This is a genomic window from Streptococcus caledonicus (assembly GCF_042656225.1).
In the GTDB taxonomy this organism is placed as follows: domain Bacteria; phylum Bacillota; class Bacilli; order Lactobacillales; family Streptococcaceae; genus Streptococcus; species Streptococcus caledonicus.
Map to the genome: position 1 here is coordinate 1 of NZ_JBHSOJ010000009.1, position 14,362 is coordinate 14,362.

Sequence of the window (14,362 nt, forward strand, 5' to 3'; positions counted from 1 at the left end):
ATAAGCATAGTGGAGCCTCTATTAGCCAGTTATGCCAATGACTTGGAGTGTCTCGATCAGGTTATTATAAGTGGCTTAATCACAAAGAGACTACATCTGAGGAGACAAATCGAACACTATTAAAAGCCATCAAGGAACTCCATACCAAACGCAAGGGAATTTTAGGCTACCGTCGAATGACGCGAGCTGTCAATCGGAAACTTGGAACAACTTATAACAAGAAGTGAATTCGTCGCTTAATGTGTATCCTTGGTATCTCATCAATTATCCGTCATTCTCGAGGCTATTGCACGAAGACTAGTTTTATAAAAATCGAAGAGAATTTTCTCAATTGAGAGTTCACAGCTCAAGCCCCTAATCAAAAATGGTGTACAGATGTGACTTTCTTACAGTATGGACGAGGTTGTAAAGCTTATTTAAGTGCTATTAAAGACCTTTATGATGGTTCTATCGTGGCTTACCATATCCAGTAAGCATAATGACAATCCTCTTGTCATGGAGAACCTAAGAAAGGCTATGGAAGCTAATCCAGATGCCATACCAATCATCCACAGCGACTAAGGAAGTCAATACACTTCACGGGAATGCTGGATGGTAACGACCCAATATTAGATGAAACGCTCTAGGTCACGAGTCGGAAAATGCATTGACAATGCGCCAATTGAGAGTTTCTTTGGTCACTTTAAGACGGAATGTTATGACTTGAAGGCTTACAAGACATTTGAGGAATTAGTTTATGATATTGATGACTATATCTATTTTTACAATAACGAACGATTTCAAGAGAAGCACAACGGCCTTGCCCCTCTTGAATTGAGGGACAAGGCCGTTGCTTAATCTTTTATTATTTCATTGTCCACTTGACAGGGAGCAGTTCAAATCGTTCATGCTTTTTTATTTTATTGACTAATCTTTGAAATCCCAACTCAGCAACTCTGCTATTCCCCAAATCAAAGGATAGGTGTCTCAAAAAAAATAGGATCTGTCCCGTGTTTTCACGGTAGAGATTGCCTTGGGAGAAATAGTGATATGTCTTTCTGTCAACCTCAAGGAATGAGGAGCGCCAACGAGCACCTCTGCGATTGATAGGATTCCAACTAATTTTCAACTGCCTATCTCGGCCCATTAGCTGGATATTAACACTAATCTTGCTTAGGGTCATGGTAGGAACATGGCAGAGCTAAGACACGATTTTCCTCTGTCAAAAAAGGATAAAACTCTTGAATACCTTGATAGTCATCACTTGGTGTGGCTTCTAAATCATCCTCTATCTGAACATGTCATTTTCGTTATACTTTGTCATGTATATTGTTCGCATGACACATATGCAGAGCCATTCCCCAATGGTAAGCATTTAGGTTCCTGGCTGTCATAGATATTCCCGTACGTGCTACCATTATAGTCCTTGCTATCCTATCTTTGGGAAAAGACATTACCTGAAAACTACAACGTTTCCGTTTGACATGTATACAACTGATATTTACACAAACAAATAAATTACTGAAATACATTGATTGCTTTTTCTATGAAAATAATAGACAATACAGACAGAATAAAAAAGGAGATTATTTATGACAAAGGCCATTTCAGTTATGGAATTGAAAACCTTGCTTGATACTGAAAGCATTAACTTAATTGATGTTCGTGAGAAAGATGAATTTGCAACTGGACATGTTCCTGGGGCTGTTAATCTTCCCCTTAGCGAACTAGGTAATCGTTCCACAGAGCTCACAACCGATAAACCCTACTACATCATCTGCCAAGCAGGAGGACGTTCTGCCCAAGTCTGTGCCTTTTTAGACAGTATGGGCTACGATACAACCAACGTCATTGACGGAACAGGTGCTTGGACTGAAGAGCTAGAGAAATAATAGTAAAGAAACCACTGCTGTTAAAAAGTTCACCAGTGGCTTTTTTACGTTAAAATCATCATAACATACAAAATACACCTATCATCCGATAATAAGTGCAGTAATTGAGTCTTAATTCTTAAAACTATGAATTGGCGCCGGAATTTGTTCGCCTCGATTGATAAAGCCTGCTGATGAGTTCTGATTGATGACCCAGATAGCTGCTTCATTGGCAATCATAGCCGCAATGGTTTCATAAGGAGTATCCTCCGGAATAGCAATCATATCAAGACCAATGGAACAGATAGCCGTCATAGCTTCCAATTTTTCCAAGTTAAGAGAGCCACTCTGCACCGCCGCAATCATTCCCTCATCTTCTGAGACAGGAATGAAGACACCCGAGAGGCCACCGACTTGGTTACAAGCTATCACGCCACCTTTCGTCTTGCAGCTCAATCAAGTGTATGCCCAAAGGAAAATAATCTAACGCATCCGTCGCTGCACCAATCAAGGCAATCGGTGTCACACTGACATGTTTGTTGACAATGGAAATCCCAAGCTTTGCTGCAATCTCATCTCCAACCGAAACCAGATTCGCAGCCTTAGTTGTAATTTTGTCATAAATTTTCTGCTCAATTGTTTCACGAACTTGTCTAATATCCATAGGTCACCTCTTACAAATTGTGCATGGCGTCAAAAATAGCTGCGCTTTAAATATTGATTTTAACATTCAGCGTTTGTCCAAAGGCCTCCAAGTCACTACGCAAAGCCGTGAAATCCTGTTTCTCCTCAGATGACACCACCGCCATCATGGTAAAATACTCATCCAAAACCGTCTGAGAAATATCATCAATGTTCAGATTCAGCTCAGCTAACTTGCCTGCCACACCTGCTACAATTCTTTTCCCATCCTTACCAACAACCGTCGTTATAATAGCTTTCATAAGCCATCTCCAAAACTTTTTGCTTATTTTAGTATAAACCATCTGAATCTTCTATCGAAAGAAAAAACGTCCGGATAAATCAAACGTTTTATTTTAAAATTCCTTCTTAGCCATCTCAATCTGCCACCTCACCTGTTCAAATCCAGTGCCTCCAAGTGAGTTACGACGCTCAACTGCTGTTTTTGATTGTAAAGCTACATAGATATCTTCCTCAATCAAGTCAGAGATTTCTTGATAACGTTCCAAGGGAATATCTTGCAAATAGTGTCCTGCCTTGGTACATTCTAGGACTAATTTACCTACGATTTCGTGTGCTTCACGGAAAGGTAAACCTTTAGAAGCAAGATAATCTGCTAACTCTGTGGCATTTGAAAAATCTTTTTCGGTTGACTCTGACATGTGTTTATCATTTACAGTCATACTGCTCAACATGCCCGCCAAAATATCAAGGGTTACTGTAATGGTTTCAACCGTATCAAACATGCCTTCCTTATCCTCTTGGAGGTCCTTGTTATAAGCCAGAGGCAGGGATTTCATAACCGTCAAAAGCCCAATTAAATTGCCATAAACACGACCTGTCTTCCCCCGAATAAGCTCCGCCATATCAGGATTTTTCTTTTGAGGCATGATAGACGAACCTGTTGAAAAGGTATCTGACAGGGTCACAAATTGGTATTCGTGACTACACCAGTTAATGATTTCCTCACATAAGCGACTCATGTGCATCATCAAAATAGAACTATTAGCTAAAAATTCCAAAATAAAATCACGGTCAGATACAGCATCTAATGAGTTGCTATAAGGTTTGGCAAAGCCCATCAGCTGCGCTGTCATCTCGCGATCAATAGGAAAGGTGGTTCCTGCCAAAGCTGCTGCTCCCAGCGGTGATAAATCCGTATGTGTCATATTAAACTCAAAACGCTCCGCATCACGAGTAAACATACTATAATAAGCCATTAAATGATGTCCAAATGAAATAGGCTGTGCGTGTTGTAAATGTGTGTAGCCTGGCATGAGAGTTTCCACATGCTTTTCAGCTAAGTCCACCAAAACCTGACGAAGGTTACTTAATTTAGCAAGGACTTCTCCCAACTTCATTTTTAAATAGAGATGCATGTCTGTTGCCACTTGGTCATTACGTGAACGTGCCGTGTGAAGCTTACCAGCGACTGGACCAATTTTAGCAGTCAGTAAGGCCTCTATGTTCATGTGAATATCTTCGTTGGTCACGTCAAAGGTAAGCTGCCCATTTTTGTAATCTATCAAAAGATCTTCCAAACCAGATTTAATCTGATGAGCTTCTACTTTAGAAATGATACCCGTTTCTCCAAGCATGGTGACATGAGCAAGGGATCCTATTAAGTCCTGCTCTGCCATTTTCTGGTCAAAGGAAATGGAAGCACCAAATTCTTCCACCCATTTTTCGAGGCTAGCCTCAAAGCGACCACCCCATAATTTGTAATTTTCTGCCATAATCTAACCCTTAGTTCCATTAACTTGACTATTTACTTGAGTAGGAAGACCCCACAGTTTGATAAATCCAACCGCTGCATTTTGGTCAAAACTATCTGCTGATGTGTAGGTCGCTAGGTTTTCGTCATAAAGAGAATTTGGAGATTTCCGGGCAACGACTTGAGCATGTCCTTTATAAAGTTTCACTTTAGCTGTCCCGTTAACCACTTTTTGCGTTTCTTTAATATAAGCAATAATTGCCTTAGTTGCTGGACTGAACCAAAGAGCATTGTAAATCAAGTTTGCTAATTCATTTTCAAGGATTGGTTTAAAATGAGACACTTCACGTACCAAAGTCAAGTCTTCAATTTCCTTATGAGCAGTTAAAAGTGTGATGGCACCTGGACACTCGTAAATCTCACGTGATTTAATACCCACTAAACGGTTTTCAACATGGTCAATACGTCCTACACCATGCGCTCCTGCAATAACATTAAGTTTTTGAATAAGGTCAACGAGTTTCATTTCTTCACCATTGATGGCAACAGGTTTTCCAGATACAAAGGTAATATCTACAAATTCAGGAGTATCAGGAGCTTTTTCTGGTGCTATTGTAATCCCAAAGGCTTCTTCTGGCGCTTGATTCCAGGGATTTTCCAAAACACCACATTCATTGGCACGGCCCCAAAGGTTTTGGTCAACAGAATAAGGATTATCAAGGTCAGCTGGAACTGGAACACCGTTTGCTTTAGCATATTCAATTTCTTCTTCACGTGACCATTTCCATTCACGGACTGGAGCTACCACTTTCAAGTTTGGATCAAGTGCTGCAATAGCAACTTCAAAACGGACTTGGTCATTTCCTTTTCCTGTGCAGCCATGAGCAATCGTTGTCGCACCTGTTTGGTGGGCAACTTCTACTAATTTCTTAGAGATAATCGGACGGCTTAGAGCAGAAACTAATGGGTATTTTTGTTCGTAATAAGCATGCGCTTGAAGAGCTGGAAGAATGTATTCCTCTGCAAATTCATCCTTAACATCAAGCACATAAGATTCAATGGCACCGACAGCCAAAGCCTTATCATGAATAAAATCAAGGTCTTTTCCTTCACCAACATCCATACAAACAGCAATGACATCATAATCTTTTTTCAACCAAGTAATGGCTACGGATGTATCAAGACCACCTGAGTAAGCTAAAATCACTTTTTCTTTTGACATAAATATACTTCCTTTTTTGTAATAAAATTATTTTATTGCATATTTATTCTTTTGTCAACTATTTTTATCAAAAAAATCGAAGGTTGTCCCTTCGATTTGTATTTTTATAATCAAACCGTAATCAATTCGCGGTTAAATATTCGTTTAAAACTCTGCGCGAAGGCTGTTATCTTCTTGAACATCAAAGAAAAATTCAAACAACGCCTCACCGTAACTCTCTGGTCTGTAAGTTGCAAACAAAATACCCTCTTCATCAATATCAAGTTGATTTAAATTAAATTTATCAAATACAAATGGCGTTCTTCATCCTCAGCCCACATCTCCAATTGTTCCTCGATCCATTTACCCAATTCTAATAATTGTTTTTCTTATAAATCAGCAGGTACATTGGTATGAGAGACGATATTTTTGAGTTGAGAGTATTTTCTATCCGAGATTGTATCAATAACTTTCTCTACAATCTTACTGATTTGTTTCTGATAGAGCATAAAGCTTCCTATGCCACAATTGCTTTTGCAACTTCCTCTGTTGTCATCCGTGAGAAGTAGTGTGTTGTGTCAATGCTTTGCAATTTCTCCAAAACATCCACATACTCATAGCGCGTGCCGATAAGGAGCTGTTCAATATCAGAAACATCACCAATACCGAAGAAATCCCCGTAAATTTTGATATTTTCAATAACTGAGTTCTCAGTCTTAATATAGCTCGTAATCTTACCAGCTGGGTAACGAACCGAACGCTCTACTGTATAATCTGGGGCAGCACCATAAGTCCACTCCCATGTTGAGAATTGCTCTTCATATGATTTTTGGATTTTAGCCAATTCATCTTCTGACAAAACATACTCTGTCATATCAGGATAGTGCTCTTTCATTTTATCCAAAATCTTATCCGCAAATTCATTAACCGTAATTTTTTCTGGCAATTCATTTAAGATATTGGTCACCCGCGCACGGACAGATTTAACCCCCTTTGACTCAATTTTATCTTTTGAAACCTTGAGGGCATCGCCAAGAACAGTCATATCCACATCAAACAATAAGCAACCATGGTGCATCATGCGTCCTTTATAATAGGCCTGCGCATTACCACAGAATTTCTTGCCGTCAATCTCAAGGTCGTTACGTCCCGTAAACGAAGCGGTTACTCCAAGATCAGCCAAGGTTTCAATCACAGGTTGTGAGAACGTTTTGAAATCAAACGCTCCCTCGTCAGCTTTGTTGGAAATGATGGTGTAGTTCAAGTTATTAAGGTCATGGTAAACAGCCCCACCACCTGACAGACGGCGAACCACATGAATCCCGTGGGCATCTGTGTATTCCTTATTGATTTCCTGCACCGCATTTTGGTGTTTCCCAATAATAATAGCAGGCTCATTGATCCAAAGGATAAAAATCTCATCTTCACTCTGTAATTCTTTGAAAGCGTAGGCTTCTAAGGCAATATTATAAGCCGGGTTATTTGATGTGTTAACAATATATTTCACAGATTAATCCTCCTATTAGATACTTCTATTTTAGTGAAAACGGTCGCAAAAGACAAGCCCAAAGTCTTTACTTGCTCTAAAAAGTTAAGAGGTCCTAGTTGACTGAAACATCTCCAAAATGATTGGTGATTGTCAACCGACGAGTCGCTTGATGATTGGTATCGGTATAACGTCCATTTTCTCCAGTATGACCTAACACGCTGTAATCACCAAATTTTGTTTCAACCACTATGGCTAAGTCCTCTGCCTGACCTTCTTTTAAGATAACAGCAGCATCGCCACAATGATGCGTTAGCATTAAATCTTTAAAATCAAGGTCTGACACCGTCGCATCTCCGTTAGATAATTTTGCCCTTGCATAATCAGCCTTACTGTAACGGTAGGTCAGGTCACCATTTGAGAGTTCTAATGCGAGAGTTTCTCGACTTTCCACCTTTTCTAATTCTAAATCACCATTGGCTAAATGAAACTCCGCTACTCCTAATTGGCTATTAATAACCTCACAATCGCCATTTTGGAAATTTCCTAAAACATTTTCAGTAGCACTATTGACCACTTCTCCATCACCATTTTGCAAGGTCAGCTTAAGGTTAGCAATACGGCAAGAATTTAACTCCAAGTCTCCATTTGTCAAGGCTACATTGCCTTGATTAGCAGTCAATCCTGATAATGTTGCATCGCCATCCCTTGAAATCACCGTAATCGTTTCAAACATTGTCTCCCGCGGCACTTTTACAGTGAACCGACCACCATAAGTCGTCTTGATTGAAAACAATCCTAAAATGGAAATGGTTTTATAACGTGCCGGATCAGAGATTTGCGCAATAGTCACCTGAGCATTTTCTCTGGAAATAGCTAAGAGTTCTTGCACCTCTTCTACCGCTTCGACAACAACTTCTGAAACATCATCCTGCTCAACAATCACATCAAAATCATTCAGAGTGATTTGAAGATTCGTCGCATCGGTTAGCGACTGACGAACTATCTGTTCTTGGGCTCTTTCTTCCAAAATGCCTTTTTCTTGAAATTGCCCAACCAATTCTTCAGCCACTTCTTCTGGCTTTCCAAGCTCAGCAATTGCCTCTGCATTATCCCCAGCTTCAGCAAGGTATTCTTTGAAATAAGCCATTACTTCTTGCTTTTGACTGTCTGTTAAACTAGCCAAAGCCATCTCTAAACGTTGTAAAAATTCTTGTCCTGTCATTTTTTCAATTTTCCTTTCGCCATATCCAGAATAGCAGCTGAGTAGCGTAGCCATTCTTCTTCTAAAAACGTAAACTGTTGGCTCCCTAGAGCGGTTCTACGATAATATTTGCGTTGCCTTCCTTGATGAGCTTCCGAATAGGTCTCGAGATAACCACTCAACTCCATTTTTTTCAAAATAGGGTAGAGGGTTGACTCTTTGATGGAAGTGAGCATTTTCAAGGTCTGACTAATCTCATAGCCATAAGAGTCTTTCTCAGCAACAATCCCCAGCACCAGAAACTCAATCACAGGGGACGGAATAGGATAATACATATTAACCTCCTTAATTTTTATATATGCTTAATTTAAGTATATATAAATTATAAAACTATCATTCCAAAATAGCAAGTAAAAACTGAAAAAATAATCATTCTCTATAGATGTTCTCCCGTAACCAAGAAACAAAAAAACTCAGACAAGTTTTTCCTGTCTGAGTTCATCTTATTATTTATTTTCCTGCGTGTTCAGCAACTTCTTCAAACATGAGGCGTGTTGACTCAAGTCCACCACCTGATAGGTACCACAGGTCTGATGTTAGCGTAATGATACGTTTGTTCTGACCAGCCTTTGTTCCTTGTAATAACGCGTTATTAAGAACATCCGCATTGGTTGAAATGTCACCACCAATAGCAAGGGTACGATCTACAACAAAAATCGTATCCGGGTTAACTTCTGCAATTGATTCAAAGCTGAGCCCTTGACCATGTCCACCACGGCCACCTTGACCGCCACGCGCTCCTTCTTTAATCTCAAGACTTGTTGGCTTGAAACCTAGAGTATTATAGACAAAACCATAGCGACCTTCCGATCCGATACCTGCAATATTCCCTTCATTTAAAAGAACCATCAAGGTTGTTTGATCTGCTCCTTCATTAGCTTTTGTGGCAATTGAAACAATATTATCTAGCTCTGCCAATTCTTTTTCGGCTGTTCCGACCGCTTCATCACCAAATAGTTTAGCCACTTCTGTCACATTGTTTTTAACAGAATTAAGATAGTCGGCACTATCTGTGGCAAAATAAACTGTCGGTGCAATTTCTTCAAATTCTGCAATTTTTCCTTGAGTTCGACCTGAGGCAATAATGATATCAGGTGCCAATTTAGCAATCGCTTCGAGATTAACTTCTTTCAAGTTACCAACATTTGTGACAGAATCCTTCTTACCAAGGTCAGCTAAGTAAGTTGGTAAAGATTGAGACGGCATACCAACGATCGCATCTTCATGCCCCAAAGTACGTAAGGTATCAGCCATTCCTAAATCAAGAACAACAATTTTTTTAGGATTCGCTGGGACAGTGATATCCCCATTTTCTGCTTTAATCGTTACTTCTGCTGGAACTGCTTTTGTTTCCTTTGATGTCTTCTCTTTAGCTGTTTTTGAACCACAAGCTACTAAAATAAGTGTTGCAACAAGTGCTATTGCACTAAGTAATCGTTTCATTGTTTTTGACATATCTGTCTCCTTTTTAGTGATAAATACAAATGCGTTTGCCATGAATTTCATCAACAGTAACATCCATGTTATAGAGGTCATCCAAAATCGTTTTTGTCATCACCTCTTGAGGGGTTCCTCGGCAAAAAATTTCCCCCTCTTTAAAGCCAACCATCTGATCAACAAATTGACTGGCAATATTAATATCATGGATGACGATAACGACTGTTTTCCCTAATTCATCGACCAAACGTCTCAGGGTTTTCATCATCGCAATTCCTTGCTTAATATCTAGATTATTCAGTGGTTCATCCAACAAGACAATATCGGTATCTTGTGCCAAGACCATCGCAATGTAGACTCGCTGTAATTGCCCACCTGATAGGGTGCCAATCAACCGACTACGTAAATCCTGCAAATCCATATAAGTCAGTGCTTCATTAATTTTAGCAAGGTCTTCTGCTGTCAGACGCCCCTGACTGTAAGGGAAACGTCCAAAAGCAACTAGCTCTTCAACAGTGAACTTGACTTGAAAATGAATTTGCTGTTTGAGCATGGTCAATTCTTTTGCCAACTCAGCCGAATGCCAAGCCTCAATTTCCTGCCCCTTAATCATCAAGAGCCCTTCATCTTTGACCAATAGCCGACTCATGATTGATAGAAGCGTTGATTTTCCAGCCCCATTCGGTCCAATAAAAGCCGTAAATTGCCTAGGAGCAATATCCAAGTTAACAGCCTTTAAAATGGCTTTTTCTCCGTAAGATTTTCCAATTTGCGCCATCTTCATCATGATTTCATCCGCTCCTTATATAATAAATAGAAGAAAAAGGCTCCACCTAATAGTTCCACCAACATGGCAATAGTAATCTGATAGTTAAATAAACGTTCTAAAACACCTTGGCCTATTACTAAGATCACAAACCCTAACAAACTAGCCACACCAAACAACCACTTGTGTTCATAATAATTAAGTAACTGATGGACGATATTGACCAACATAAAGCCAAAGAAAGTCATCGGACCAACCATCGCTGTCGAGGCAGACACCAACAGGACCACTATCCACAGGACTGTCTGCTGCGTTTTTTCCACATCAATCCCAAGAAGCGTAGCATTAGATTTCCCAAGATAAAAGACATTCAAAATCGCACTTTTACGATAAAGGAAAATCGTAGAGATAACGACAAGAACCGTTGCCATAGCTAGAACATCAGTATTAACATGTTGCAAGGAAGCAAAAAGCTTACTCTGTAATTTGTCATACTCATTAGGGTCCATAACCACCTGTAAGTAGGTAGAAAAACTTCTAAACAAAGTTCCCAGTGACATACAGATGAGTAAGATCGTTCCAAATCCCTTGGTCAATAAGTTACGAATAATCGGTTGGAAAAGACCAAAGAACAGCAATTGAATCAGTAAAACCACAAAGAATTCCACAATGGGATTCGGTGCCTGTTGCTCAATCCATTTCCAATAGAAAAAGAGATAAACGGATTGCATGAGAACGTAAAGACTTTCTAGCCCGAGCACTGATGGAGTTAAAAAGCGATTTCCTGTAATGGTCTGAAAACTAATGGTCGAAAAGCTCGCAATAACAGCCACAAGGGCATAAGTCAAAACTTTTCGTAACCGCAACTTCAAAATATAAGGAATCACACGGCCACCAAAAGGATAAGTATAGAGTATTGCGCAGCCTATTGCCAAAATAATCAGTAGCCACAATAACTGCTGACGTTTAGATTGTATCTTACCCATGTCGCTCACCTCGCCACAAGAGTAAAATGAAAATCAATGATCCTAAAACACCTAAAATCAGAGAGACTGACACCTCGTAAGGACGGATAACTAGCCGTGCAAAGATATCGCAAGCTAGTACGAGACACGAACCCGCTAACACCACTACAGCCTGAGAATTTTTCAAATGTTCACTAATATGCAAACGCACCAAATTAGGAATAATAATCCCAACAAAGGGAAGACTGCCAACTGTAATCATCGTTGTTGCTGTCGTCAGTGAGATCAACAATAACGCAAGTCCTTCCATATGTTCAAAAGGAAGACCCAGAACACGACTAGTATCCTCACCCAGACTCATCAGTGAGAATCCTTCTGAAAAATACCAAACAGCTCCTAAAATTACAAGGTTTAAGAAAAGCCATTCATATTGTTTCGTCTGAATCATGGCAAATGAACCCTGAGTCCAGGAAGCCATAGACTGTACCAGATTAAAACGATAGGCAATCATTTGTGCAAAGGCTCCAATCATCCCCCCATAAATCATGCCAACTAAAGGCAACTGCCATTTTTCCTTAAACTGTAACCGACGCACGACCTTAATAAAAAAGAACGTAGTTAGCATGGCAGCACTAAAGGCAAACACCATCTTCTGCAGTAAGGTGGCCTGTGGAAAAAAGAAGAGTGACACCAACATGCCTAACTGTGCTGCCTCGACTGTCCCTACAGTTGATGGTGCAGCGTAGTGATTCTGTGTAATGGTCTGCATGAGTAAGCCAGATAAACTCATAGCTCCAGCTGATAATAAAATAGCTAAGGTTCTTGGCAAACGTGATTGCCAAAAAACGTGACTTGCCATATCACCACCTTGAAATAAGCTCACCCAGGAAAACTGTGAACTGGCACCAATCGTCAAAGATAAAAAAATCAATATAAATAACACAGGGACTAACCCATTTAATGCTTTCATGAGTTACCTCCCTCAAAGCCTACAAGCATCGCAACACTTCTTAAATTAACAAAATATCGAGTTATCGTCAAGTTAATCTAAGCATTTTAAACAACATTAAAGTGATTCTAAATACTGATACAAAAGGACTATTCATATTTTGAACAAGCATAAAAAGACTCTAGCACTGTATACTAGAATCTTTAAGTCATTATTATTTACGACGTGGTGGGTTATGGATAGCTTCTCCAAGAACATCCATGAAGGCTTCATACATATTTTCTGAGAAGGTTGGGTGTCCGTGGATTGATTGTGCGACATCATGAACTGTCAATTCAGCTTCCATAATTGTTGACGCTTCATTGGCAAGTTCTGCTGCTGCAGGACCAATGATATGAACACCTAGGATTTCATGGTATTTTGGTTCTGCAATCACTTTAACAAAACCGTGTGCTTCATTAGAAGCAATCGCACGACCATTTCCAGCAAAGCTAGAACGTCCAACCAAAACATCTCCATATTGTTCACGCGCTTGTTCTTCAGTCAAACCAACCATAGCCACTTCTGGGTGTGTGTAAACAGCAGCCGGTGTGTAGTCAAGTTTTGCTTTACGAACATTACCATGCATTGCATTTTCAGCAGCTACTTCACCCATACGGTAAGCAGCGTGAGCAAGCATTTTCGTACCATTAACATCACCTGGGGCGTAAATACCTGGAATTGATGTTTCTTGGTAGGCATTGACTTTGATACGGTTACGATCCATTTCAAGGTTAAGGTTTTCAAGTCCTGCTAATTGTGGGACACGTCCGATAGAAAGCAGAGCTTTTTCAGCAACAACTTCTTCACCATTGTTAAGTTTCAATGTTAATTGGTTATTAGCTTCAACGATTTCTGACACACCAACGTTAGTCTTGATGGTCATACCTTTCTTAGCAAGGATTTTTTGAAGTTCAAGTGACACTTCTTTATCCATACCTGGGATAATGCGGTCAGCCATTTCGATAACAGTAACTGGTACACCATATGACGCCCAAACAAGTCCAAGCTCGATACCAACAACACCACCACCCATAACAGCAAGTGATTTTGGCATTTCTTTAAGGTCAAGGATATCATCTGAAGTCAATACAAGTGGTGATTCGATACCAGGGATATTGATACGTGATACTTTTGAACCTGTTGCAAGGATGATAGAGCGACCTTTGATTGTTTCAGAACCAATGGTAACTGTCTTATCTGGGTTTACTTGACCAAGTCCATTGAACATAGTCACTTTGTTAGCCTTCAAAAGACCTTTAACACCACCCGTCAAGGTACGAACAACGGAGTTCTTGAAGTCAACAGTTTTATCCATATCAATCGCATAGTTCGTAGAAGCAAGGTTGATACCACGTCCTGCTGCAATTTTAAGACCATCAAGAATTTCAGCATTTTTAAGGTAAGTCTTCGTTGGGATACATCCAACATTCAAGCAAGTACCACCAAATTCTGATTTTTCAACAATAGCAATTTTACCACCTAGTTGAGCACCACGGATAGCTGCGTAGTAACCAGCAGGTCCACCACCAACAACGACGATATCGTACTCGTTGTCTGCAAGGGGAGCTTTATCAGCTGCTGGTGTCGCTGCAACAGCAGGTGCGGCAGGTACTTCAAGACCAGCTGCTTTAAGATTAGCTGTGGCTTGTGCTACTTCAGCTGGAGCTGGAGCTGATGCGTCTGCAATAGTCTCGCCAGCTTCACCAATGTAAGCAATGATTTCAGTAACTGGAACTACCTCACCAGCTTGGCGAGTGATTTTCAAAAGAACACCTGATTCTTCTGCTTCAAGTTCCATATTTGTCTTATCTGACATGATTTCAAGAAGGACTTCACCTTCAGTGACCGTGTCACCTTCAGCTTTTTTCCACTCGATGATTTCACCTTCTTGCATGTCAACACCAAGTTTAGGCATAATTACTTCAAAAGCCATTTTATTTATTTTCCTTTCGGTTAAAGCTTTATTTCTCTTTTTTGCTTTCGTAACATAGCGGAGCAAAGACCATC

The 14,362-nt window shown here is 40.0% G+C and carries 13 protein-coding genes and 2 pseudogenes; 2 read left to right on the forward strand and 13 right to left on the reverse strand.

Features of this window, described 5'->3' with window-relative positions:
• Positions 1-837 (forward strand): annotated as a pseudogene (locus ACFPQ3_RS01280) (IS3 family transposase); the annotation flags it as partial.
• Between the two features lie 734 nt (positions 838-1,571).
• Positions 1,572-1,871, forward strand: a complete 300-nt coding sequence (locus ACFPQ3_RS01285) for a rhodanese-like domain-containing protein (protein ID WP_156807167.1) — start codon at positions 1,572-1,574, stop codon at positions 1,869-1,871.
• A gap of 111 nt (positions 1,872-1,982) precedes the next feature.
• On the opposite strand, the pseudogene ACFPQ3_RS01290 reads toward ACFPQ3_RS01285, so the two are convergent.
• From ACFPQ3_RS01290 to lpdA, 13 genes and pseudogenes are all read right to left on the reverse strand, one after another.
• Positions 1,983-2,291 (reverse strand): annotated as a pseudogene (locus ACFPQ3_RS01290) (DUF711 family protein); the annotation flags it as partial.
• On the reverse strand, positions 2,269-2,514 hold the full coding sequence (locus ACFPQ3_RS01295) for a DUF711 family protein (protein ID WP_198039939.1): 246 nt from the start codon (positions 2,512-2,514) through the stop codon (positions 2,269-2,271). The gene ACFPQ3_RS01295 and the pseudogene ACFPQ3_RS01290, both read right to left, overlap by 23 nt.
• A gap of 46 nt (positions 2,515-2,560) precedes the next feature.
• Positions 2,561-2,794 (reverse strand): ACT domain-containing protein, encoded by a 234-nt coding sequence (locus ACFPQ3_RS01300; RefSeq protein ID WP_156807168.1) that lies wholly within the window; start codon positions 2,792-2,794, stop codon positions 2,561-2,563.
• Between the two features lie 93 nt (positions 2,795-2,887).
• Positions 2,888-4,270: an argininosuccinate lyase gene (argH, locus tag ACFPQ3_RS01305; protein WP_198039940.1), complete on the reverse strand. Its 1,383-nt coding sequence runs from the start codon at positions 4,268-4,270 to the stop codon at positions 2,888-2,890.
• Positions 4,271-5,467, reverse strand: coding sequence for an argininosuccinate synthase (locus ACFPQ3_RS01310; protein ID WP_156807170.1), 1,197 nt, complete (start codon positions 5,465-5,467; stop codon positions 4,271-4,273).
• Between the two features lie 496 nt (positions 5,468-5,963).
• A complete protein-coding gene (locus tag ACFPQ3_RS01315; RefSeq protein ID WP_156807171.1) occupies positions 5,964-6,953 on the reverse strand; it encodes a lipoate--protein ligase in 990 nt (329 codons plus the stop codon).
• A 94-nt stretch (positions 6,954-7,047) separates the two neighbouring features.
• On the reverse strand, positions 7,048-8,157 hold the full coding sequence (locus ACFPQ3_RS01320; RefSeq protein ID WP_162012804.1) for a DUF4097 family beta strand repeat-containing protein: 1,110 nt from the start codon (positions 8,155-8,157) through the stop codon (positions 7,048-7,050).
• Positions 8,154-8,471, reverse strand: a complete 318-nt coding sequence (locus ACFPQ3_RS01325; protein WP_156807173.1) for a PadR family transcriptional regulator — start codon at positions 8,469-8,471, stop codon at positions 8,154-8,156. The genes ACFPQ3_RS01320 and ACFPQ3_RS01325 overlap by 4 nt, the downstream gene beginning before the upstream one ends.
• 175 nt (positions 8,472-8,646) lie before the next feature.
• The gene (locus ACFPQ3_RS01330; protein ID WP_156807174.1) at positions 8,647-9,651 is read right to left on the reverse strand and encodes a siderophore ABC transporter substrate-binding protein; all 1,005 of its coding nucleotides are present in this window, start codon (positions 9,649-9,651) and stop codon (positions 8,647-8,649) included.
• 13 nt (positions 9,652-9,664) lie between these two features.
• Complete coding sequence (locus ACFPQ3_RS01335) at positions 9,665-10,417, reverse strand: iron ABC transporter ATP-binding protein (protein ID WP_161980802.1); 753 nt, start codon at positions 10,415-10,417, stop codon at positions 9,665-9,667.
• Positions 10,417-11,385 carry an iron chelate uptake ABC transporter family permease subunit gene (locus ACFPQ3_RS01340; RefSeq protein ID WP_156807176.1) on the reverse strand — a complete coding sequence of 323 codons (969 nt, stop codon included), beginning with the start codon at positions 11,383-11,385 and terminating at the stop codon, positions 10,417-10,419. The genes ACFPQ3_RS01335 and ACFPQ3_RS01340 overlap by 1 nt, the downstream gene beginning before the upstream one ends.
• The gene (locus ACFPQ3_RS01345; protein WP_156807177.1) at positions 11,378-12,334 is read right to left on the reverse strand and encodes an ABC transporter permease; all 957 of its coding nucleotides are present in this window, start codon (positions 12,332-12,334) and stop codon (positions 11,378-11,380) included. Before ACFPQ3_RS01345 ends, ACFPQ3_RS01340 begins: the two co-directional genes overlap by 8 nt.
• A 193-nt stretch (positions 12,335-12,527) precedes the next feature.
• Positions 12,528-14,288 carry a dihydrolipoyl dehydrogenase gene (gene lpdA, locus ACFPQ3_RS01350; RefSeq protein ID WP_161979631.1) on the reverse strand — a complete coding sequence of 587 codons (1,761 nt, stop codon included), beginning with the start codon at positions 14,286-14,288 and terminating at the stop codon, positions 12,528-12,530.
• Between the last annotated feature and the right edge of the window lie 74 nt (positions 14,289-14,362).